The sequence below is a fragment of the Pseudomonas sp. IAC-BECa141 genome (assembly GCF_020544405.1).
Classification (GTDB): Bacteria; Pseudomonadota; Gammaproteobacteria; order Pseudomonadales; family Pseudomonadaceae; genus Aquipseudomonas.
This window is the reverse complement of sequence record NZ_CP065410.1, coordinates 4933047-4952797: the sequence shown is the minus strand read 5'-3', so window position 1 is coordinate 4952797 and position 19751 is coordinate 4933047. Positions and strand designations below refer to the sequence as shown.

General features: G+C 61.4%; 17 protein-coding genes. 2 read left to right on the top strand and 15 right to left on the bottom strand.

Annotated elements, in window-relative coordinates; all coding sequences use genetic code 11:
• Window positions 1–110: 110 nt before the first annotated feature.
• On the top strand, window positions 111–2423 hold the full coding sequence (gene metE, locus I5961_RS22635) for a 5-methyltetrahydropteroyltriglutamate--homocysteine S-methyltransferase (protein WP_227233417.1): 2313 nt from the start codon (window positions 111–113) through the stop codon (window positions 2421–2423).
• A gap of 129 nt (window positions 2424–2552) precedes the next feature.
• Window positions 2553–3587, top strand: coding sequence for an alpha/beta fold hydrolase (locus tag I5961_RS22630; RefSeq protein WP_227233416.1), 1035 nt, complete (start codon window positions 2553–2555; stop codon window positions 3585–3587).
• Window position 3588: 1 nt separating this feature from the next.
• On the opposite strand, the gene I5961_RS22625 is transcribed toward I5961_RS22630, so the two are convergent.
• The 15 genes from I5961_RS22625 to I5961_RS22555 form a co-directional block, all read right to left on the bottom strand.
• Window positions 3589–3918, bottom strand: coding sequence for a GlpM family protein (locus tag I5961_RS22625; RefSeq protein ID WP_227235632.1), 330 nt, complete (start codon window positions 3916–3918; stop codon window positions 3589–3591).
• A 20-nt stretch (window positions 3919–3938) separates the two neighbouring features.
• The gene (locus tag I5961_RS22620) at window positions 3939–5267 is read right to left on the bottom strand and encodes a sigma-54-dependent transcriptional regulator (protein ID WP_085699718.1); all 1329 of its coding nucleotides are present in this window, start codon (window positions 5265–5267) and stop codon (window positions 3939–3941) included.
• Window positions 5264–7177, bottom strand: a complete 1914-nt coding sequence (locus I5961_RS22615) for a sensor histidine kinase (protein WP_085701721.1) — start codon at window positions 7175–7177, stop codon at window positions 5264–5266. The genes I5961_RS22620 and I5961_RS22615 overlap by 4 nt, the downstream gene beginning before the upstream one ends.
• A gap of 65 nt (window positions 7178–7242) precedes the next feature.
• Complete coding sequence (locus tag I5961_RS22610) at window positions 7243–7977, bottom strand: amino acid ABC transporter ATP-binding protein (protein WP_007927141.1); 735 nt, start codon at window positions 7975–7977, stop codon at window positions 7243–7245.
• Entirely contained in the window at window positions 7974–8645 is a 672-nt protein-coding gene (locus I5961_RS22605; protein ID WP_085699712.1) for an amino acid ABC transporter permease, read from the bottom strand. Before I5961_RS22605 ends, I5961_RS22610 begins: the two co-directional genes overlap by 4 nt.
• The gene (locus tag I5961_RS22600) at window positions 8645–9391 is read right to left on the bottom strand and encodes an amino acid ABC transporter permease (RefSeq protein ID WP_085684522.1); all 747 of its coding nucleotides are present in this window, start codon (window positions 9389–9391) and stop codon (window positions 8645–8647) included. The genes I5961_RS22605 and I5961_RS22600 overlap by 1 nt, the downstream gene beginning before the upstream one ends.
• A gap of 192 nt (window positions 9392–9583) precedes the next feature.
• On the bottom strand, window positions 9584–10510 hold the full coding sequence (locus I5961_RS22595; protein ID WP_085699710.1) for a glutamate/aspartate ABC transporter substrate-binding protein: 927 nt from the start codon (window positions 10508–10510) through the stop codon (window positions 9584–9586).
• A 263-nt stretch (window positions 10511–10773) separates the two neighbouring features.
• Window positions 10774–12042, bottom strand: coding sequence for a tryptophan permease (mtr, locus tag I5961_RS22590; protein ID WP_085701720.1), 1269 nt, complete (start codon window positions 12040–12042; stop codon window positions 10774–10776).
• A 68-nt stretch (window positions 12043–12110) separates the two neighbouring features.
• The gene (locus I5961_RS22585) at window positions 12111–13448 is read right to left on the bottom strand and encodes an amidase family protein (RefSeq protein WP_227233415.1); all 1338 of its coding nucleotides are present in this window, start codon (window positions 13446–13448) and stop codon (window positions 12111–12113) included.
• Between the two features lie 31 nt (window positions 13449–13479).
• Window positions 13480–15180 (bottom strand): NAD(P)/FAD-dependent oxidoreductase, encoded by a 1701-nt coding sequence (locus tag I5961_RS22580; protein ID WP_227233413.1) that lies wholly within the window; start codon window positions 15178–15180, stop codon window positions 13480–13482.
• A 28-nt stretch (window positions 15181–15208) separates the two neighbouring features.
• Window positions 15209–15691, bottom strand: a complete 483-nt coding sequence (locus tag I5961_RS22575; RefSeq protein ID WP_085699704.1) for an aromatic-ring-hydroxylating dioxygenase subunit beta — start codon at window positions 15689–15691, stop codon at window positions 15209–15211.
• On the bottom strand, window positions 15672–16946 hold the full coding sequence (locus I5961_RS22570) for an aromatic ring-hydroxylating dioxygenase subunit alpha (protein ID WP_227233411.1): 1275 nt from the start codon (window positions 16944–16946) through the stop codon (window positions 15672–15674). The genes I5961_RS22575 and I5961_RS22570 overlap by 20 nt, the downstream gene beginning before the upstream one ends.
• Window positions 16947–16987: 41 nt before the next feature.
• Complete coding sequence (locus I5961_RS22565) at window positions 16988–17920, bottom strand: PDR/VanB family oxidoreductase (protein ID WP_227233410.1); 933 nt, start codon at window positions 17918–17920, stop codon at window positions 16988–16990.
• Window positions 17917–18333: a DUF4440 domain-containing protein gene (locus tag I5961_RS22560; protein ID WP_085701715.1), complete on the bottom strand. Its 417-nt coding sequence runs from the start codon at window positions 18331–18333 to the stop codon at window positions 17917–17919. The genes I5961_RS22565 and I5961_RS22560 overlap by 4 nt, the downstream gene beginning before the upstream one ends.
• Window positions 18314–19681, bottom strand: coding sequence for an MFS transporter (locus I5961_RS22555; RefSeq protein ID WP_227233409.1), 1368 nt, complete (start codon window positions 19679–19681; stop codon window positions 18314–18316). Before I5961_RS22555 ends, I5961_RS22560 begins: the two co-directional genes overlap by 20 nt.
• Window positions 19682–19751 lie beyond the last annotated feature (70 nt).

Below are 19751 nucleotides of genomic sequence, written 5' to 3'. Positions count from 1 at the left end.
GCAGGCTCCATGAGGAAAATTTGTGATCAACACGAAAAGGTTGAGTTTGTCTCATGTTGCCCTGGCTGTCGACAATGGCGCCATCTTTTACGCAATGGAGAACATTCGACATGGCCGTGGCTCACACTCTGGGTTTCCCGCGCATTGGCGCCGACCGCGAACTGAAAAAAGCACTCGAAGCCTACTGGAAAGGCGATCTCGATCAGGCCGCTCTGAATCAGGTCGGCCGCGAGCTGCGCGCCAGACACTGGCAATTGCAGAAGGACGCCGGCATCGACTTGCTGCCGGTCGGCGACTTCGCCTGGTACGACCAGGTGCTGACCCACTCGCTGACCTTCGGTGTGATCCCCGAGCGCTTCGACGGGGTGCGCGACGAGCGTGGCCTGCCGACACTCGACACGCTGTTCGCCATGGCCCGTGGCGCCACGGCGTCCTGTTGCGGTGCTGAGCACGGCAAGACCCAATACGCACAAGAACTGACCAAGTGGTTCGACACCAACTACCACTACCTGGTCCCGGAGTTCAGCGCAGACCAGCAGTTCAAGCTGAGCTGGGAACAGCTGTTTGATGAAGTCGAAGAAGCCAAGGCCCTCGGTCACAACGTCAAACCGGTGATCATCGGCCCGCTGACTTATCTGTGGCTGGGCAAGGTCAAAGGCAATGACTTCGACAAGCTCGACCTGCTTGAGCGCCTGCTGCCGGTGTACAACGACATCCTCGGCCGTCTCGCCACACAGGGCGTGGAGTGGGTGCAGATCGACGAACCGATCCTCACCCTCGACCTGCCGCAAGCCTGGAAAAGTGCCTTCGAACGCGCCTATCACATCCTTCAGTACTCGCCGCTGAAGAAACTGGTGGCGACCTATTTCAGTGGCCTGCAAGACAACCTCGGCCTGGCCGTCGGCTTGCCGGTGCAGGGCTTGCACATCGACGCCGTGCGGGCGCCGGATCAGCTCGGTCAGGTGCTGGATCGCCTGCCGACCTACAAGATTCTTTCGGTAGGCCTGGTCAACGGCCGCAACGTCTGGCGCTGCGAACTGGAGCAGGCACTGGCGCAGTTGCAACCGGCGCAGGAGCGCTTTGGCGACAACCTGTGGGTCAGCAGTTCCTGTTCGTTGCTGCACAGCCCGGTGGATGTCGAGCGCGAAGACAAGCTCGACCCGGAACTGAAAAGCTGGCTGGCATTCGCCGTGCAGAAGTGCAGCGAAATCTCTGTGTTACGTGATGCGCTGAACGATCCGCAAGCGCCGAAAGTGCAAAGCGCGCTGGCCGAAAGCCGCGCGATTCAAGAGCGTCGCGCCCGCTCGCCGCGTATTCATAAACCCGCCGTGCAGGCGCGGATCGAAGCGATCATCGCCAGCGACAGCCAGCGTCATTCGCCGTTCGCCAAACGCATCGCCGCGCAACAGGCGCGTCTGAAATTGCCGGCGTTCCCGACCACCACCATCGGTTCGTTCCCGCAGACCGGGTCGATTCGTCTGGCCCGTCAGGCGTTCAAGCAGGGCAAACTGTCGGCCAACGATTACCACGATGCGATGCGCAGCGAAATCCGCCACGCGGTGCAGGTGCAGGAACGTCTGGGCCTCGATGTGCTGGTGCACGGTGAGGCCGAGCGCAATGACATGGTCGAGTACTTTGCCGAGCAACTGGACGGCTATCTGATCACCCGTTTCGGCTGGGTCCAGAGCTACGGCTCCCGTTGCGTCAAACCAGCGGTGATTTATGGCGATCTGTCCCGTCCGAACCCCATGACCGTGGACTGGATCACCTACGCCCAGAGCCTGACCGACAAGGTCATGAAAGGCATGCTGACCGGCCCTGTGACCATGCTGATGTGGTCGTTCCCCCGCGAAGATGTGTCGCGCAAGGTCCAGGCGCAACAACTGGCGCTGGCCCTGCGTGACGAGGTGGTGGATCTGGAAAACGCCGGGATCAGGATCGTGCAGATCGACGAAGCCGCGTTCCGCGAGGGCTTGCCGCTGCGCCGCGCACAGTGGCAGGAATACCTCGACTGGGCGGTGGAAGCGTTCCGTCTGACCGCCTCGGGCGTGAAGGACGAAACCCAGATTCACACCCACATGTGCTACAGCGAATTCAACGACGTGATCAAGGCGATTGCCGACATGGACGCCGACGTGATCACCATCGAAACCTCGCGCTCGGACATGGAATTGCTTGAGGCCTTTGAAGCGTTCGACTACCCGAACGACATCGGCCCGGGCGTCTATGACATCCACTCGCCGCGAGTGCCGGACACAGCGGAAATGGTCAAGCTGATGAGCAAGGCCGTGAAACGGATTCCGGCAGCGCGGTTGTGGGTCAACCCCGATTGCGGGCTGAAGACCCGCGCCTGGCCTGAGACCGAGGCGGCGCTGGTCAACATGGTCGCGGCGGCGCGACAGTTGCGCAGTCAGTTGGCGTAACGCAACACCGACTGAAGAGTGGCGACCGCTCGGCACTCTTCATCAAACTGTCATCGAACTGTGGCAGCGCGCTTGAACAAACTTCATCAGACTCGCGCTCTACTGGGGTTCTGCGTTTCGGTGTTTTTCATGTTCAAGGGAATTTTTGCAATCGCGGCGTTGTTGGCCGCGGTTTTTTTCGTTCCGGCGTCTTCTGCGGCGTCGCGTTGCAACGTCAATGTACCGACCGAGCGGGTCGATCTGGAGCAGGTGAGTCTGGCGTACCAGAGCATCGGCCGTGGGTCGGATCCGGCGCTGCTGCTGGTGATGGGGCTGGGCGGGCAGTTGATCCACTGGCCGGATGAAGTGGTGGTTGCGCTGTGTCAGCAGGGCTTTCGGGTGATCCGTTATGACAACCGCGATGTTGGTCTTTCGACCTGGCGCCAGGCGCCGGCCGACGCCAACCTGACCTTTGAAGTGCTGCGCTACAAACTCGGGTTGCCGGTGGCGGCGCCTTACAGCCTGACCGACATGGCCGACGATGCGCTGGGGCTGATGGACGCGTTGCACGTCGAGCAATTCCATGTGCTCGGCGCGAGCATGGGCGGGATGATCGCCCAGCACATGGCGGCGATGGCACCGCAACGGGTCGAGAGCCTGACGCTGATCATGACCAGCTCCGGTGCCGAAGGGCTGCCGGCGCCGAGCGCGGCACTGGTGCAATTGCTGGCTCGACGTGGTGCTCCCAATCGCCAGATCGCACTGGAGCAACAGGCGGATCTGCTGGCGGCGCTGGGCAGCCCTTCAGTCAGTGATGATCGCCAGGCGTTGCTGCATCAGGCGGCGCTGTCCTATGACCGGGCGTTCAACCCTGAAGGCGTGAAGCGCCAGATCATGGCGATCCTCGCCGAACCGAGCCGGGTGGCGTTGCTCAATCAACTGCGGGTCCCGACGCTGGTGGTGCATGGCACGGCGGATCCGCTGCTGCCGGTGATGCACGGCGTGCATCTGGCGGCGCACATTCGCGGCAGTCAGTTGCGCTTGATTCCGGGGCTGGCGCACCGCTTTCAGGAAGCGTTCAAGGAGCCGTTGCTGGCGGCGGTGTTGCCGTATCTGCGCGAGCATCGCGAAGACACGTCGCACTGGGCGCAGATCGAACCGGTGGCAGAGCACAACCTGCTTTGACTCAGGCGTGAAGCCGTACCCACACCGACACCAGCACCGTCGCCGCCATCAGCCACGCCACCGCCGCGACCGCCAGCGAAGCTTCGAGGCGCATGCGGTCGACCATCACGTACAGCGTCGCCAGATACACGAAGTACGGGATGATCGACCACATACCGAAGACGATGGTGGTCTTCAGGTCGTCGATCGAACGGCCCTTGCCGACGATGTAGTGGGCGATCAGGGCGAAGGTCGGGAACAGCGGCACCAGCCCGGCGATGTAGTAGTTTTTGGTCTTGGCCAGCATGGCGAGGATCACCACCACTGCCGCGCCGAGCGTTGCCTTGAAAATCAGATCCACGTCGTTCTCGCTTAATGGCTCAGGCCGTACTTTTTCACTTTGTCGAACAGCGTGGTCTTGGCCATCCCCAGTTCCAGGCTGGCCTGGGTCAGGTTGCCGCCGCTGCGTTGCAGGGCGTCACTGAGCAGGTTGCGTTCGAACGCTTCCACCGCTTCGGCGAACGCCAGGCCTTGGCCTGTACTGCCCGCGCCGGTTTTCTTGAACGCCGGCAGACCGAGGGCAAAACGCTCGGCGACGTTGCGCAGTTCGCGCACGTTGCCCGGCCAGTCGTGGCTCATCAGGCTCGACAGCGTCTGGTTGTCCAGCTCCGGCAGTGCGCGGTCGAAGCGCAGGGCCGATTGCTGGGTGAAGTGTTCGAACAGTTGCAGGATGTCTTCGCGGCGTTCGCGCAGAGGCGGCAGTTCCAGCGTCACCACGTTGAGGCGGTAGTACAAGTCGCTGCGGAATTCACCGACCTTGCTCGATTCGTCGAGGTCGGACTTGGTGGCCGCAATTACCCGGCAATCCACCGCCACACTCTGGTTCGAGCCGAGGCGTTCAAGGGTGCGCTCCTGTAACACCCGCAGCAGTTTGATCTGCAACGGCAGTGGCATGCTTTCGACTTCATCGAGGAATAGCGTGCCGCCATCGGCGTGTTCGATCTTGCCGATCCGCCGCTTGCCGGCGCCGGTGAAGGCGTTGGCTTCGTGGCCGAATATTTCGCTTTCGAACAGGTTTTCCGGCAGACCGCCGCAGTTCAGCGCCACGAACTGTTTGGTGTGGCGGCGGCTGAAGTCGTGCAGGCAACGGGCGACCAGTTCCTTGCCGGTACCGGTTTCCCCTTCGATCAGCACGTTGGCCGAGGTGTCGGCGACATTGGCGATCAGCTCCCGCAGGTTCTGCATGGCCGGCGAACGGCCGATGATCCGACCTTCAAGGGAATCGCGTTCGGCCAGTTGCCGGCGCAGGGACGAGACTTCGCGATTCAGGCTGCGTTGCTCCAGCGCGCGACGGGCCACATCGACCAGACGCTCGGGGGAGAACGGTTTTTCCATGAAATCGTAGGCGCCTTTCTGCATCGCACCGACGGCCATGGAGATGTCGCCATGCCCGGTGATCAGCACCACCGGCAGGCTGCGATCACGTTGCTTGAGGCGGGTCAGCAGTTCCAGGCCGTCGATGCCCGGCAGGCGAATGTCGCTGATGACGATGCCGGCGAAGTTGTCGCCGACCTGCTCCAGCGCCTCTTCGGCACTGCCCACGCCGATGCAGGGAATGTCTTCGAGGGTCAGCGCCTGCTGGCAGCCGAGCAGCACATGGGGATCGTCTTCGACGATCAGCACACTAAGGTCGTTGTTCATATTGGCTCGGCAGGAGTAGGGCTTACCAACGGTAAACTGAGGACGAAGGTGGTGCCACCGCTGGCCGGGTGTTCGACACCCAGATGCCCGCCGGTGGCGGCGGCGAGGCTGGCCGACAGGGTCAGGCCGAGGCCCAGACCCTGTTCGCCGGGTTTGGTGGTGAAGAACGGTTCGAACAGATGCTTGCGCGCTTCGGCGTCGATGCCGTGACCGTTGTCGCGTACCCGCAGGCGATATTTGCCGTTGAATTCTTCGCCTTCCAGCCACAGTTCCGGCAGCGGTTGCGCCTGCATGGCGTCAAGGGCGTTGCCGATCAGGTTGACCAGAATCTGTTCAAGTCGTGTCTGGTCGATCTGCAACTGCACATCGTCGAACTGGCGATGCTGTTGCAGGGCGGCTTTTTCGACACGGGCGCCGAGCACTTGCAGCGCGGCATCCACCGCTTTGCCGAGGCTGGCGCGGCCCTTGTCGTCGCCGCGTCGGGCGAAGGAGCGCAGGCTGGCGGTGATCCGGCCCATGCGGTCGATCAGGTCGTTGATGGTCTTAAGGTTGGTGCTCGCGACATCCAGCTGGCCGCGCTCAAGGAAGCGAATGGTGTTGCCCGACAGCGTGCGCATCGCCGCCAGCGGCTGGTTCAGTTCGTGGGCGATGCTGGTCGACATCTGGCCGATGGCCGCGAGTTTGCCGGCCTGCACCAGTTCGTCCTGGGCGCGGCGCAAGGTTTCTTCGGCCTGACGCCGTTCGCGGATCTGACTCTTGAGCCGGTCGTTGCTGGCGCGCAGGTCGGCGGTGCGTTCGGTAATCCGACGCTCCAGCTGATTGTTGGCTTCCTGCAAGGCTTCACGGGCGGCGAGGCGGGTGGCGATGACCTTGCGCCGTTCGTTCCAGGCGATCAGCAGGAACGCCACCAAGGCAAATGCCACGGCCACCAGAATCCCTTGATTGATCGCCTCGCGCCGCAGGTCCTGCAACGGGGTGAGCAGAGTGAAATTCCACGGGGTGTCGCTCAGCGGCCGGGTTTGCGCCAGATAGCTGATGTTTTCTTCATGGCGGTCCTGTTGGCTCGGCACTTCGCTGTTGGCCGGGAAGGTGAGTTTTTCCACGCCTTCGGACAGGGTTTCCCGGGCCAGCGGTTGCAGCTCGTTCAGCGGGAACCAGTAGTACTGCAGGCTGCGGGCGAGTTTTTCCTTGGTCTCGTCGCTCAGCGCAATCACCGATTTCAAGCGCCGCGCCGGGTCGCTGGACAGAATGATGATGCCGTTTTCATCGCTGACGAATGCTTCCAGGCGCGCTCGCTGCCAGCGTTCTTCCATGGCTTCCAGGCGCACCTTGACCACCGCGACGCCGATGATCTTGCCGTGTTCTTCGAGGCCGTGGGCCAGGTAATAGCCGGGTTCGCCGTTGGTGCTGCCGATCCCGTAGAAACGTCCGGGCTGGCCGCGGATGGCATTCTGGAAGTAGGCGCGGAACGACAGGTCTTCACCGAGGTAGCTGTCGACGTCGCGCCAGTTGCTGGTGGCCATGACGCGACCGGTGGTGTCCATGACGTAGATGGCCCGACTGCGGCTGCGCCGGTTCAGGCCTTCAAGGTAATCGTTGACCGTTTGCCGGTGTTCCGGGGTCGGGTCGCCGAGCAACTGCGAAACGCTCGATTCGAGTTCCAGCAGGCTGGGCAGGTAGGTGTATTTGCTGATCTCGCTTTCGACCGCGCGGGCGTGCAGTTCCAGCTGGCGCTGGCCGTTTTCGCCGAGGCTGCGAATGCCGAAGTGTTCACTGGTCCAGAAGCCGATGTAGCCCAGTCCGATCATCAGGGCGATGACCAGCGGCGGCAGGAACAGGTGGCGGATCAGACGGGGTTTCACGGCAAGTGATGGCGGCGTGGCGCGATAGAGAGTGGGGTCGCATTTCATCACAGATGCCTTGGGTCAACCACCCGGATTCCCCGACAGTTGCTGTCGGGGAATCCGGCAGTTTTTTAGTGCTGCAGGATTTTCTCGAGGAAATGCTGCGCGCGTTCGGAGCGGGCATTGATGTCGCCGAAGAATTCCTCTTTCGGGCAGTCTTCGATTATCTTGCCGGCGTCCATGAAGATCACGCGGTCGGCCACTTTGCGGGCGAAGCCCATTTCGTGGGTCACGCACATCATGGTCATGCCTTCGTGGGCCAGTTGCACCATCACGTCGAGCACTTCGTTGACCATTTCCGGGTCCAGCGCCGAGGTCGGCTCGTCGAACAGCATGACGATCGGGTCCATCGCCAGTGCACGGGCGATCGCCACACGCTGTTGCTGACCGCCGGACAGTTGGCCGGGGTGCTTGTGGGCGTGAGCCGACAGGCCGACGCGCTCAAGCAGTTGCAGGCCTTTCTTGGTCGCTTCTTCCTTGCTGCGGCCCAGCACCTTGATCTGCGCGATGGTCAGGTTTTCGGTGATGGTCAGGTGCGGGAACAGTTCGAAATGCTGGAACACCATGCCGACGCGCGAGCGCAGTTTCGGCAGGTTGGTCTTCGGATCGGCAATCGACGTGCCGTCGACCACGATGTCGCCTTTCTGGAACGGCTCCAGCGCGTTGACGCACTTGATCAGGGTCGACTTGCCCGAACCGGACGGGCCGCAAACCACGATCACTTCACCCTTTTTGACCTCGGTGCTGCAATCGGTCAGCACCTGGAAGTCCCCATACCACTTGTTGATGTTCTTGATAGAGATCATACGGCGAACCTTTTTTGCAGACGCTTGACCAGCTGCGAGGCGGCAAAGCTGATGGTGAAGTACACGAGACCTGCGAAGATCAGGAACTCATTCGAGCGGCCAATGATGTCGCCACTGGCGCGCGAGGCGTTGAGGAAGTCCACCAGGCCCACGGTGTAGACCAGCGAGGTGTCCTGGAACAGGATGATGCTCTGCTGCAGCAGCAGCGGGGTCATCTTGCGGAACGCCTGGGGCAGGATGATCAGGCGCATCATCTGGCCGTAGGTCATGCCCAGTGCCTGGGCGGCACCCATCTGGCCCTTGGGAATCGACTGCACGCCGGCCCGGACGATTTCGCAGAAATACGCCGCTTCGAACATCATGAACGCCACGATGCACGAGGTGAACGCGCCGATCGGGGTGTCTTCGCCGGTGATCCAGCGCAGCACGAACGGCACTGCCAGGTAGAACCAGGTGATCACCAGCAGCAGCGGGATCGAGCGGAAATAGTTGACGTAGGCGCCGGCGATGCTCGACAGCAGTTTGCTGTGGGACAGACGCATCAGCGCGAGGAGGGTGCCGAGGATGATCCCGCCGATCACGCCCAGCGCCATCAGCTTGAGGGTCATCAGCATGCCGTTCCACAGGCCGGGGATGGCCGGAACGATGCCACTGAAATCGAATTCCATTATTTACCCCCCACGGAGATCAGGCCGGGCACGGCGACTTTCTTCTCGACCATGCGCATCAGCAGCATCAGGCTCATGTTCAGGGTGAAGTAGATCAGGGTCGCCAGGGTGAAGGCTTCAAACAGGTTGGCCGAGAACTCGGCGGTCTGTTTGGTTTGCGCCAGAAGCTCCATCAGACCGATCAGCGAGGCCACGGAGGAGTTCTTGAACACGTTCAGGAATTCCGAGGTGAGCGGCGGAATGATGATCCGGTAGGCCTGGGGCAGCAGCACGTTCCAGTAGATCTGCGGCAGTTTGAAACCCATCGCGCGGGCGGCGGATTCCTGGCCACGCGGCAGCGCCTGGATACCGGTGCGAACCTGTTCGCAGACCCGGGCGGCGGTGAACAGGCCCAGGCAGACGACAACGCTCAGGTAGGCCGAGGTGGTCGGGTTCAGGTCCTGCTTGTACCAGTCCTGCAGGTTCTGCGGCAGCATGTCGGGCACCAGGAAGTACCAGATGAACAGCTGAACCAGCAGCGGCACGTTACGGAACAGTTCGACGTAGCAGGTCGCGATGCCCGCCACGATGCGGTTCGGCACGGTGCGCATGATGCCCAGCAGCGAGCCCAGCAACAGGGCAATGATCCAGGCCACGATGGCGATGGCGATGGTCCAGCCCAGGCCGGAGATGAACCAGTCGAGATAGGTCTCGCTGCCCACGCCGGTGGACTTGAAGAACACGCCCCAGTCCCAGTTGTAATTCATTAGGGTCTCCCCTCGATTCGATCGATGTACAAGTGCCCGCCTGGGGAAGATCCTTTCCCGTCTGACGTTGAACGTCAGGCACACGCGATCGGCTCGAAAACCACCAGGTCGAGTGTTCCAGTTGAAACCAGCAGGTATTAACTGTCACCCGAGGAAGGATGGGCTCCCTCAGGTGACAAGGTTAGATCAGCGTCAGATTTTTACGTCTGGTGCAGGCTTGTCGCTCGGGTTGGCGATCAGCTCTTTAACCTTTTCGCTCATCGGGAAGTTCAGGTTCAGACCCTTCGGCGGGATCGGGCTTTCGAACCATTTGCTGTAGATCTTGTTGATCTCGCCGGACTTGTAGAGCGCGACGATGGCGTCGTCTACAGCCTTCTTGAAGGCCGGATCGTCTTTGCGAACCATGCACGCGTAGGCTTCAAAGGACTGTGGAGTACCGGTGATGACCCAATCGTCCGGCTTCTTGGCCTTGGCTTCTTCGCCGGCCAGCAGGGCGTCGTCCATCATGAAGGCGACGGCGCGGCCGCTCTCCAGCATCTGGAAGGATTCGCCGTGGTCCTTGGCGGAGATGACGTTCATGCCCATCTGCTTGTCGGCGTTCATCGCCTTGATGATGCGCTCGGACGTGGTGCCGGCGGTGGTCACGACGTTCTTGCCTTTCAGGTCGGCGAAGTCAGCGTAGGACGGCTTGCCTTCCTTGTCTTTCTTGACCAGCAGGCGGGTGCCGATTTCGAAGATGTTGACGGTGAAGTCGACTTGCTGGGCGCGTTCGGCGTTGTTGGTGGTGGAGCCGCACTCGATGTCCACGGTGCCGTTCTGCACCAGAGGAATACGGGTTTGCGAGGTGACCAGGTTGTACTTGGTGTTCAGGTCAGGCTTGTTCAGGTCTTTTTTCAGGGCTTCGACGATAGCGACCTGAATGTCGTGGGAGTAGCCCACGGGTTTACCCGAAGCATCGGCGATGTAGGAGAAGGGAATGGAGCTGTCACGATGCCCGAGGGTGATGGTGCCCGAGTCGTTGATTTTCTTAAGGGTGCCGGTGAGCTCGGCAGCGAAAACTGGTGTGCTGATCAGAGCGGCAGCAATGGCTGCGCCCAGGATATGGGGAACGATGCGCATCAAATTTTCCTCGACATTGTTTTTTTTATGGAGCCGGTTGAGCGGGCCCTTTGTACTTCGAATGCCTGACGGCTCCTGTTGTGTTGGCGCAACAGGCATTCGTCGAAGGAGTGTAGAGCATGAGTCGTGCCAGACCAGTTGCGACAGGTTAACTGGTTGATTTTGCTGGTGATTAAAGTTTTGTGATGGCGTTTTTCATCCTTTCTGATCCGGTAATCCGAACCGACCGACAGGTCGCGTTCGGAAAACCGAATGCCAATGGTTCAGCGCCAGACGGGCAGCAGGTCCAGGGTGAACAGCAGGTGCGAGAGCGCGCAGATCACCCCGAAAAACAGCACCAGTGCGATCATGGGCGTGCCGCCCCAGACCCGGTAATGCGGGCTGCCAAAGCGAGTGCGCGAGGCCCGCGCCAGCAACGCCGGGGTGATCACGGCCCAGAGCGTGGCGGCCAGCCCGGCAAACCCGATGGCATGAATGAAGCCTTCCGGCCAGAGGAACCCGCAGATCATCGGTGGCAGAAAGGTGGCGGCAGCCGTTCGCAGGCGGCCCATGGGCTGATCGTCGAAGCCGAGTACGTCGGCCAGATAATCGAACAGGCCCAGGGTCACGCCGAGAAACGAGCAGGCCACGGCGAAGTTGGAGAAGAAGGTCAGCAACAGGTCGACATGGGCGCTGTCCAGGCGCGAACCGAGAGCGCTGATCAGCACATCAATGTTGCCGCCGCGCCGGGCGATGTCCTTGAAGGCTTCGCGGGGAATATTGCCCATGCTGCACAGCATCCACACCAGATACAGGCCCAGCGCGATCAGCGTCCCGCCCAGCAGGCAGGCGCGGATTCGCCGAGGGTCCTTGCCGAAATGCTTCATCAGGCTCGGCACATTGCCGTGGAAACCGAACGAGGTCAGGCAGAAGGGCAGGGTCACCAGCAGGTAGGGCCAGTAACGGCTGTCGCCACCGTTGAGGTCGAGCAGCGTGGCCGGTTGTACATGGCCGAGCAGACCGCCGAAGGTCAGGAAAAACGCCAGAATCTTCGCGCCAAACACCACAGTGGTCATCCGGCTCACCGCCGAGGTGCTGAGCCAGACGATGAACGCCACCAGTACGGTGAATCCCAGCCCGCCGAGGCGCGGCGACAGCGAGATGCCCATGGATTGCACGGTGTGATGGATCACTGAACCACTGGCGGAAATGTAGGCGTAGGTCAGGGTATAGAGCACGAAGACGATACTCAGACCGTTGATCCGGCTCCAGGCATGCCCCAGCAGATCACGGGTGATGGTCGAGAAACTCGCCCCTTCGTGGTAGTTGAGGTTGGCCTCGAGAATCATCAGGCCCGAATGCAGGGTGCAGAACCAGGCAAACACCAGCACCGCGACCGAACCGTAGAACCACAGCCCGGACATGATGACCGGCAGGGAAAACATTCCCGCGCCGACGATGGTGCCGCCGATGATCATGGCGCCGCCCAGGATCGAGGGCGGCCGTTCGAGGACGGAGGATGAAGCGGGTGAATCGAGTGAGGTGGCACGCATGGCAGGGCCTGCATAGATATTGTTATGAAGGATTCGATCCAGCTCGCCCCTCTCGGAGCGAGCGGCGCTCATCGGATGTTCAACAGTGCTGACAGCCGGCTCACGGCCTGCAACAGGAAACGGTCCTGTCCCGGCAGTGCATCGAACGACAGGCCCACCGGCAGAGCACCCGAGGCCGCTACCGGTACGGTGATGCTCGGCGCTGCCAGGTTGCTGGCCGGGTCGGTATTGCGCACGAACCGCTCGAAATGGCTTTCATCCGCGCAATCAGTCAGCAGTGGCGCGCTACAACTGACCGTCGGGTAGGCCGTCAAGTCCAGTTGGTGATGCTCGAACAGTTGCCGGTACTCCTGCTCCAGCCGGACTTTGCTCATCAATGCCTGCACATAATCGGTGTAGGAAATTGCCGGGCTTTCCAGTTGTGTGGTGAGGATTTTCTTGATGCCGGGGTCTGCGATTTGCGCCAGGACGTCGAGAAAATCCCCGCCACGGCCTTCTTTCATCAGGAAGCGTGGGAAATCAATGAAGAATTCATAGATCGGCAGCGGGAACTGGATGTATTCGTTGATCTCACCGATCACTGCGTCGTCGATCGGTACGATCTCCACACCGTTGCTGGCGAGTGCATCGATGGCGACGCGGCAGTCACGGCTGACGTTGTCGTCCAGATCGGCCCAGAGAAAGCGTTCGGGCAGGCCGATGCGCAGCGGACGATCCTCGGGCAGCGGCGCGATGTGCTGGCCGCTGAGGTGGCCGTGGACGAACCGACAGTCTTCCACCGTGCGTGTCAGCAGGCCCGGGGTATCCTTGGTCTGCGAGACCGGGACAATGCCGTCGGCCGGATACTCGCCGGTGGTCGGGCGCAGGCCGACGATCCCACAGAAGGCCGCCGGAATGCGCACCGAACCGCCGGTGTCGGTGCCCACCGCGCACGGCACCAGCCCGGCGGCGACGGCGGCGGCACAGCCACCGCTGCTGCCCCCGGCGCTGTGACGTTCGTTCGCCGGGTTGATGACCCTGCCGTGGCTGTGGTTGGCCGAGGTCACGCCGAACGACAGTTCGTGCATGTTGTTCTTGCCCACCACGCGCGCGCCCAATTGCTTGAAGCGCGCCACGATGCCGGCATCGTTCTGCGGCCGGTAATCGGCCAGGCCAGGCGTGCCGGCGGTGGTCGGCATGCCGCGCACATTGATGTTGTCCTTGAAGGACACCGGCAGCCCGTACAGCGGCGCCAGGCGATCGGCATCCGGGGCAGAGCCCGGCGCCGTCGGATCGAAGGTGATGAAACTGTTCAGATGCTGCGCTTTTTTGTGGCGCTCGCGCAGGGCTTGCTGCCAGGTGTCGAGGCAAAGCTCGCCACGGCGCAATCCGTTGACGAGCTGTTCGATGGAAAACTGACTGTACATGGAAGGTCTCGGCGAAAAGAGGAGGGCGCCATCAGCAGTAGCGGTATTGCGGGACCAGACCGTCGAGCGGATTGCCGTCGATCAGGTCGCCACCCAGGCTGCTGATGACCGAACACGCTGCGTTCAGGGCCGTCTGGATCGAGCCTTCGGCCCAGCCGCCGGTGAACGATGCGCCGCAGCCCGCCAGATAAAGACCGGTGTCCTGGTGCGGGTCGAGGGCGGTGCGGAACTGATAGAACAGCCGCTCGGAATAGATGTCATCGCCGGGGAAGTTCAGTTTGAAGGCGCCGAGGGCGTGCTTGTCGGTCAGCCAGTCGTATTCGAGCACGTAGCGCTGATAATCGCCGTCGAGCGGAACCAGGTGGCGGGCGAATTCCGGCGCGCTCATCGCCAGCTCATCCACCAGCCGCAGGCAGCGCTGCACTTTGTCGGTCATGGAGACCATCTTGTGCGAGTCGTCTTCCCAGGTGTAACTGATCAGCACCACGCCCCAGGAGTCTGGATCCTGCGGGGCGTAATCCAGGCAGTACACGCCCTTGACCAGGGTGTCGGTCTGGATGTTCTGCGCCAGGCCGTGTTTGAGCCAGAACTTGTCTTTGGTCAGGATGAACAGCTTGGACGAGCCGACCATGTGGGTTTCGTTGATCGCACGGGCCACGTCACGGTTCACGAATGCCTGGTTCTGCGTCAGCTTGAGATTGACTTGCAAGGCGCGGGTCGTAGTGGTGGTGATCACCCGGTCGCAGGCATAGGTTTCGCCGTTGCTGCCGGCCAGCAGGATTTGCCCGTCGGTGCCCTTGTTGATCGATTCGATGCGCGTGCGGCAAATCATGTCGCGCAGTTGCATGCCGTTGAAGCGGGTGTCGGCGATCAGTTCTGCCAGCGAAGAAATACCGTTCGGCACCAGTCGCTGATTGACCTCCAGCGCATTGACCACCAGCCGCAGGATTTCGGTGAACGAGGCGCGATAGACTGACTGGAAACCCCCGGAACCGATGCCCAGCGAGCCGAACAGGTGGAAGTCTTCCGGTTTGCGCCAGACCTTGCCGCCCGGCGGTTTCTGGCTGGTGAAGATGCGCACCATGGCCGAGTAGAACGAGCTGTCGCCGAAGCAATCCAGATAGCGTTGCCACTCCGGCTGAACTTCACTGAAGTTGTGTTGCTTGAGCAAGTCGGTCAGCAGCAGCGGCGGGGCAAGGCGGGTGCCGTCGTCCAGCTCGGCGCCTTCGCGCAGAAAGGCATTCCAGCCCTGGTGCACGGTACTGAACAACGCCGGCGGCGGCTGCATCGCCGGCCAGTGGTGGGTCTCGCCACGGTAATGCAGTTCGGTATCGACCACCCCCGGATCGGGAAAGGCTTCGGTGGTCTGGATGCCGAATTTGTCGAGGTAGTGGAACAGTCCGACCTCGCTCGGCGGAAAGCGCATGGCGCCCATTTCCGCGATGAACTGCGGTTGTTCTGCATCGAAGCACTGGGTCAGCAAGCGACCGCCAATATGGCTTTCTTCAGCCTCGAACAGCGTCACGCGACGGGCACCGGCACGCAACAGTTCATAGGCCGCCACCAGTCCGGTCAGACCGGCGCCGACGATGCCGATGTGTTTTTGCGCAGTGTGCGCCGGCAGGCAGCCGATGGCCTGGTCGGCGTTGCGCAGGAACTGACCGTAATCGTAAAGCAGGTCGACATAGGGGAAAGACAGGCACGCGGTAGCCTGGCTGGCAGGATTGTTCATGGAGTTCACAGGGGTAATTCTCGGTCGGTCAGATGATGAGCTGCAGGCTTTCGAGCGCGCGGTCGGGATTGAGCAAGAGAATTTTCTTGCCCTGGATTTTCCACTCGCCGTCGAGGTTGATCAGACGATGTTCGACGGTGGCCGGGTAATGCCATTCGCGGTCGCCACGGGCTTCGCAATACAGCAGGTTGCTGCTGGCGACGGCGCTGTACGTTGGCTCTTCAATCGTGATCCGTGGTCGCTGGGCAATGTGCAGGCAGCGGCTTTTCGGCTGCTGGGAAAAGTTGCGGGCATTGGCCAGACGGTTGATGCGCAGGGTGGTCAGGAAGCGGTCTTCATACACCAGCGAGGATTCGTGCAGCGGGCTGCGCTGTTCGCGGGTCATCGGAATCCAGTAGGTGTAGTCGTCGCTCAGCAATTGTTGCCAGGCTTCAAAATCCTGTTGGTCGAGCAGGTGCATTTCGGTCTCGAGCAAACGCTCGATGGCCCGTTCAGTTTGATCGTGGTGCATGGTCGTTCCGCATCAGGTTTTGCCAGGTGTCGTAGAAGTTGCGCATCGCCAGTTCACTGGTGCCGGACACCACGCGCGTCTGGTCGTGGGTTTCGCCCGGTTCGAACAGGCGGGCGACGTTGACCCATTCGTTGGCGTCGCTGTGCAGACCTTCCGTGGCCCGCTCGTACATCTCCACGTCGTCATGGGCGACCATCGAGCACGGCGAGTTGATCAGGTTGTTGTACTGCACGGTCCGCTCCAGCAACTGCACCGGGGCGCCTTGCAGTTCGAAGATCCACGATTCGACGATGGTTTCCTGTGCACTCACCGGGCGGATCACTCGCAGGGTCTGGATCGGGCCCTTGACCATCAGGTTGGGGAAATACACGGTGTTGTGACGGGTGTCGTCGAGAATGGCCCGGGCCTGGTCTTCGCCGTAGCTTTCCACCATCAGTTCCCAATAACCGGGAATGCTCGTGTAGGCCTTGTGGATCGAGTTGCTGACCCCGGTGTGTCCGTGGCCGTTAGGCCAGACGCGGATGCCCATGCCGGCGAAGAATTCGTACGAGCCCATGAACGGCGAGAACAACTCCACGGCCATCGGTGCAGGCCGGCTCTGGTCGTCGGTTTCCTTCCACAGGCGGATGGCTTCGCCCGCCGAGGATTCGTGGGCAATCATCGGGTGGCAGGTGTCGGTCTGGTTGTCGACCACCATCTTCCAGTTGCAGCGATGCCTGTGCAGCAGCGGTTGACCGACCACACGCAGCTGACCTTGCGGAGAACGCATGACCATGTTGTCCAGTGTCGACAGCGACTCGCCGAAAAACTCGTCGAAACCCATACCGGTTTCACTCAGGCGCACGAACACGAAGCCGCGATAGTTGTGCACCGCCGCGACGGGGTGCATACCCTTGTGGGCCGAGCAACTGCTCAGGTCGCAGTCGTCGTATTCCTTTTTCACCGGGATGCTCAGCAGCTCGCCGTCGGTCTTGAACGTCCAGGCGTGATAGGGGCAACGCATGAAGCGACCCACATTGCCACGCGCTTCGGCCAGCACTTTCACACCTTTGTGCGGGCAGCGGTTGTGCAGCACCACGATGTCACCGTTCTTCTGACGCACCATTGCCAGCGGTCGGCCGGCGAGGGTCGCGGTGAAATAGTCGCCGGTCTCGGGGATCAGGCTGTCGTGGCCCAGATAGCACCAGCTGGCGGCAAAGACACGCTGCTGCTCCTGTTCGAACAGTTGTTGATCAAGGAACAGAGATTTGTGCACTTCTCTGCCATTGAAATAGTTGTCCAACGGGGGAGTCCTCTTCAGATCGCCAGCTTCAGGCGCTGGCTTTTCGCCCGGGAAACGCAGGGATAGATCCGTGCGCTGCAGGCCGCTTCTTGTTCGCTCATGATGAAATCCCGGTGCTCGACGTCGCCTTCCAGCACGTCCAGCGCGCAGACACCGCACTCGCCGCGACGACAGTCGGAGATCGGGTCGAGGCCGGCGGCTTCCAGGGCTTCGAGCAAGCTCTGGTCGGGGCCGACCTCGATGCTCACGCCGGAATCCGCCGCCTCGACCGTGAAGCCCTGGGCACCTTCGTCCCTGGCAACGTTGAACACCTCCAGATGGATGCGATCACGGGCCAGTCCGGCGGATTCGGCATGGCTCAGGATGTCGTTGAGCATCGCTGCCGGGCCGCAGACGTAGAGCCGGTCTGCGGGGCTAAGGTCGGCGAGCACCTGATGAATCGCCGGGCGTTGACCGGACAGGTGCAGGCTCATCCGTTCCTGCAGCAGTGCGCGCAGCTCTTCGGCATAAGCCGCATCGTCAGCGCTGCGGGCAAAGTAATGCAGGTGTGCCGAACGCTTCAGCGCTGTCAGATGGCGCAGGATGCCGGTCAACGGAGTGATGCCGATGCCGCCTGCGATGGCGATGTCGCGGCCGGTCCGGGTGTCGAGCGGGTAGTTGAAGGTGTTGAACGGGCCTTCGAGCTGCACCCGATCACCGGCCACCAATGAGCGCAGGTAGTGGCTGCTGGCGGATTCGTCACTGAGACGGATGGCGAAGGTGAATTGGCCTTCGGCGCTGTCGCCCAGCTCTACGGTTGAGTAATGGCGCCATTCGCCCGAAGGCGCTATCAGCCATTTGAAGTGCGCCCCGGCGTGGGCCGACTCCGTGGCGGCGGGTGCGCCGCTGACGGTGATTTCCTTGATCGATGCCGACAGCATCCGGCAATGGGTAACGGTGTAATTCATGCCGGGTTTTCCTGGGGCAGCGGCGTTTCGTGCAGGTACAGCCAGCGGGTGCTGTGCTGATGCACGCGCAGGATCGCGACGGAAATGCGCGAGCTCTCGCGCTGGTTCTGGCGATGGGTTTCCTTGTAGCGCAGGGCGACGGTCGGGCCTTCGTGCCAGATCGTGTGCAGGTCGCTGATGTCGATCTCAAGGCCGGGTCGGGCACCGACCGCACCTTTGAACAGTTGCTCGACCTGCGCTCGGCCGACGACGGCGGCCGAGGTGGTGACCATGCTGAAGTCTTCGCTGAAGACATCCATCAGCGGCGCGATGGCGGATTCGCCGGCACCGTCGGCATTGGTGAAAACACGATGAATCAGCTCATGCACGTGGTGGATGCTGTGGCGTGCTTGTTCAACCGGGTTGTTGTTCATGGCATTCCTTTGGAGGGTTCAGTTGACTCATTTGAAACAGCGGGAACAGTCCGACCAGCGCGGCAATCGCGAACGTGGCGTGATAGGCCGGGGTCGAGTCGAATTGTTTGAGCAGCAGGTTGTAGATCATCAGAAACAGGGCCGCGCCGACGCTGAACGACATCTGTCGGTTGATGTTCCAGATCACGCTGGCCTTGTGGGTCTCGCCGCCCTTGAAGTCCATTAGCGAGGTGGTTTGCGCGGTGTTGGCGCCGATTCCGCCGCCGATGCCCATCAGGCTGTAGGCGATCACGATCACCCCGATATCGGTCGGTGCATCCACCAGCATCAGGGTGGCGATGCCGGCGCTGTGCAGCAGCATGCCGAGGGTGAACAGGCGTCGGGCGCCGATTCTGTTGTAGACCCGGCCGCAGATCAGCATCGCGATGAATGCGCCGATGGCGTAGAGGATCATGAACATGCCGGTCAGGCGTGCGCTGAAGTGCAGGGTGTTCTGTAGAAAGAAGATGCTCATCAGGTTGACCCCGGTGAACACGCCGGGAATCGCGTAATAGATGAAGATCGAGGTGCTGAGTTTTTTGCTCTTGAGCAGACTCAGGTCAATGATCGCGTCGCCTTTGCGACGGTAGTGCAGCAGGTACAGCGCCACGAACATCAGGCCTGCCGCGACACAGGCGATGGCTTCGATGGCAGGATAGTCGCCGCCGTACAGCGACATGCCCATCAGCAGGCTGCCCAGGGCGGCGCTGACCAATAGCAGACCGAGGATGTCCGGGCGTGGCAGGCTGGTGGGGCGGGCTTCGCGGATCCAGAACCACGATAGTCCTGCGGCAATCAGCGAAAACGGAATGTTGCTGTAAAACACCCAGCGCCACGAACTGTTGTCGACGATGATGCCACCGACGGTCGGCGAAATCGCCGGGGCGATCAGGGCCACGGCCATCACCAGCGTGGAGATTTTCGCCCGTTGCTCACCCTGGAACAGGTTGAAGGTCAACGCCTGGCCCACCGGAATCAGCAAACCGCCGCCGATGCCCTGGACGAATCGCCAGATCACCAGCTCATGGAAGCTGTCGGCCAGGCCGCACATCCACACGGCCCCGGTAAACACCAGCATCGAGGCGGTGAGAATCTCGCGGCTGCCGAAGCGCCCGGCCAGCCAGGTGCTGACAGGAATGATCAGCGTCAGACCGAGAATGTAGGCATTGGCCACCCAGGCCACCGAAGAACTGCTTACTTGCAATGTTGCCGAGATACTTGGCAATGCCACGGCAGACATGAATATGTTTATGCAGTCAATAAAAAAGCCGATCAGAAAGATCAGCGCGATCTTGTAGCGATAGTTCATTGTTGTTTCCTCTTTGTCGCAAAGCATAGGGGCGATGGACTTGGAGTGTCGATACGACTATCCTTGAAAC

Coding starts and splice junctions, on each gene's coding strand:
- I5961_RS22615 (WP_085701721.1), bottom strand. CDS start 7,177: ATGAAATGCGACCCCACTCTCTATCGCGCCACGCCGCCATCACTTGCC.
- I5961_RS22585 (WP_227233415.1), bottom strand. CDS start 13,448: ATGTACAGTCAGTTTTCCATCGAACAGCTCGTCAACGGATTGCGCCGT.
- I5961_RS22580 (WP_227233413.1), bottom strand. CDS start 15,180: ATGAACAATCCTGCCAGCCAGGCTACCGCGTGCCTGTCTTTCCCCTAT.
- I5961_RS22560 (WP_085701715.1), bottom strand. CDS start 18,333: ATGAACAACAACCCGGTTGAACAAGCACGCCACAGCATCCACCACGTG.
- I5961_RS22565 (WP_227233410.1), bottom strand. CDS start 17,920: ATGAATTACACCGTTACCCATTGCCGGATGCTGTCGGCATCGATCAAG.
- I5961_RS22555 (WP_227233409.1), bottom strand. CDS start 19,681: ATGAACTATCGCTACAAGATCGCGCTGATCTTTCTGATCGGCTTTTTT.
- I5961_RS22595 (WP_085699710.1), bottom strand. CDS start 10,510: ATGCGCATCGTTCCCCATATCCTGGGCGCAGCCATTGCTGCCGCTCTG.
- I5961_RS22630 (WP_227233416.1), top strand. CDS start 2,553: ATGTTCAAGGGAATTTTTGCAATCGCGGCGTTGTTGGCCGCGGTTTTT.
- I5961_RS22605 (WP_085699712.1), bottom strand. CDS start 8,645: ATGGAATTCGATTTCAGTGGCATCGTTCCGGCCATCCCCGGCCTGTGG.
- I5961_RS22600 (WP_085684522.1), bottom strand. CDS start 9,391: ATGAATTACAACTGGGACTGGGGCGTGTTCTTCAAGTCCACCGGCGTG.
- I5961_RS22620 (WP_085699718.1), bottom strand. CDS start 5,267: ATGAACAACGACCTTAGTGTGCTGATCGTCGAAGACGATCCCCATGTG.
- I5961_RS22575 (WP_085699704.1), bottom strand. CDS start 15,691: ATGCACCACGATCAAACTGAACGGGCCATCGAGCGTTTGCTCGAGACC.
- metE (WP_227233417.1), top strand. CDS start 111: ATGGCCGTGGCTCACACTCTGGGTTTCCCGCGCATTGGCGCCGACCGC.
- mtr (WP_085701720.1), bottom strand. CDS start 12,042: ATGCGTGCCACCTCACTCGATTCACCCGCTTCATCCTCCGTCCTCGAA.
- I5961_RS22610 (WP_007927141.1), bottom strand. CDS start 7,977: ATGATCTCTATCAAGAACATCAACAAGTGGTATGGGGACTTCCAGGTG.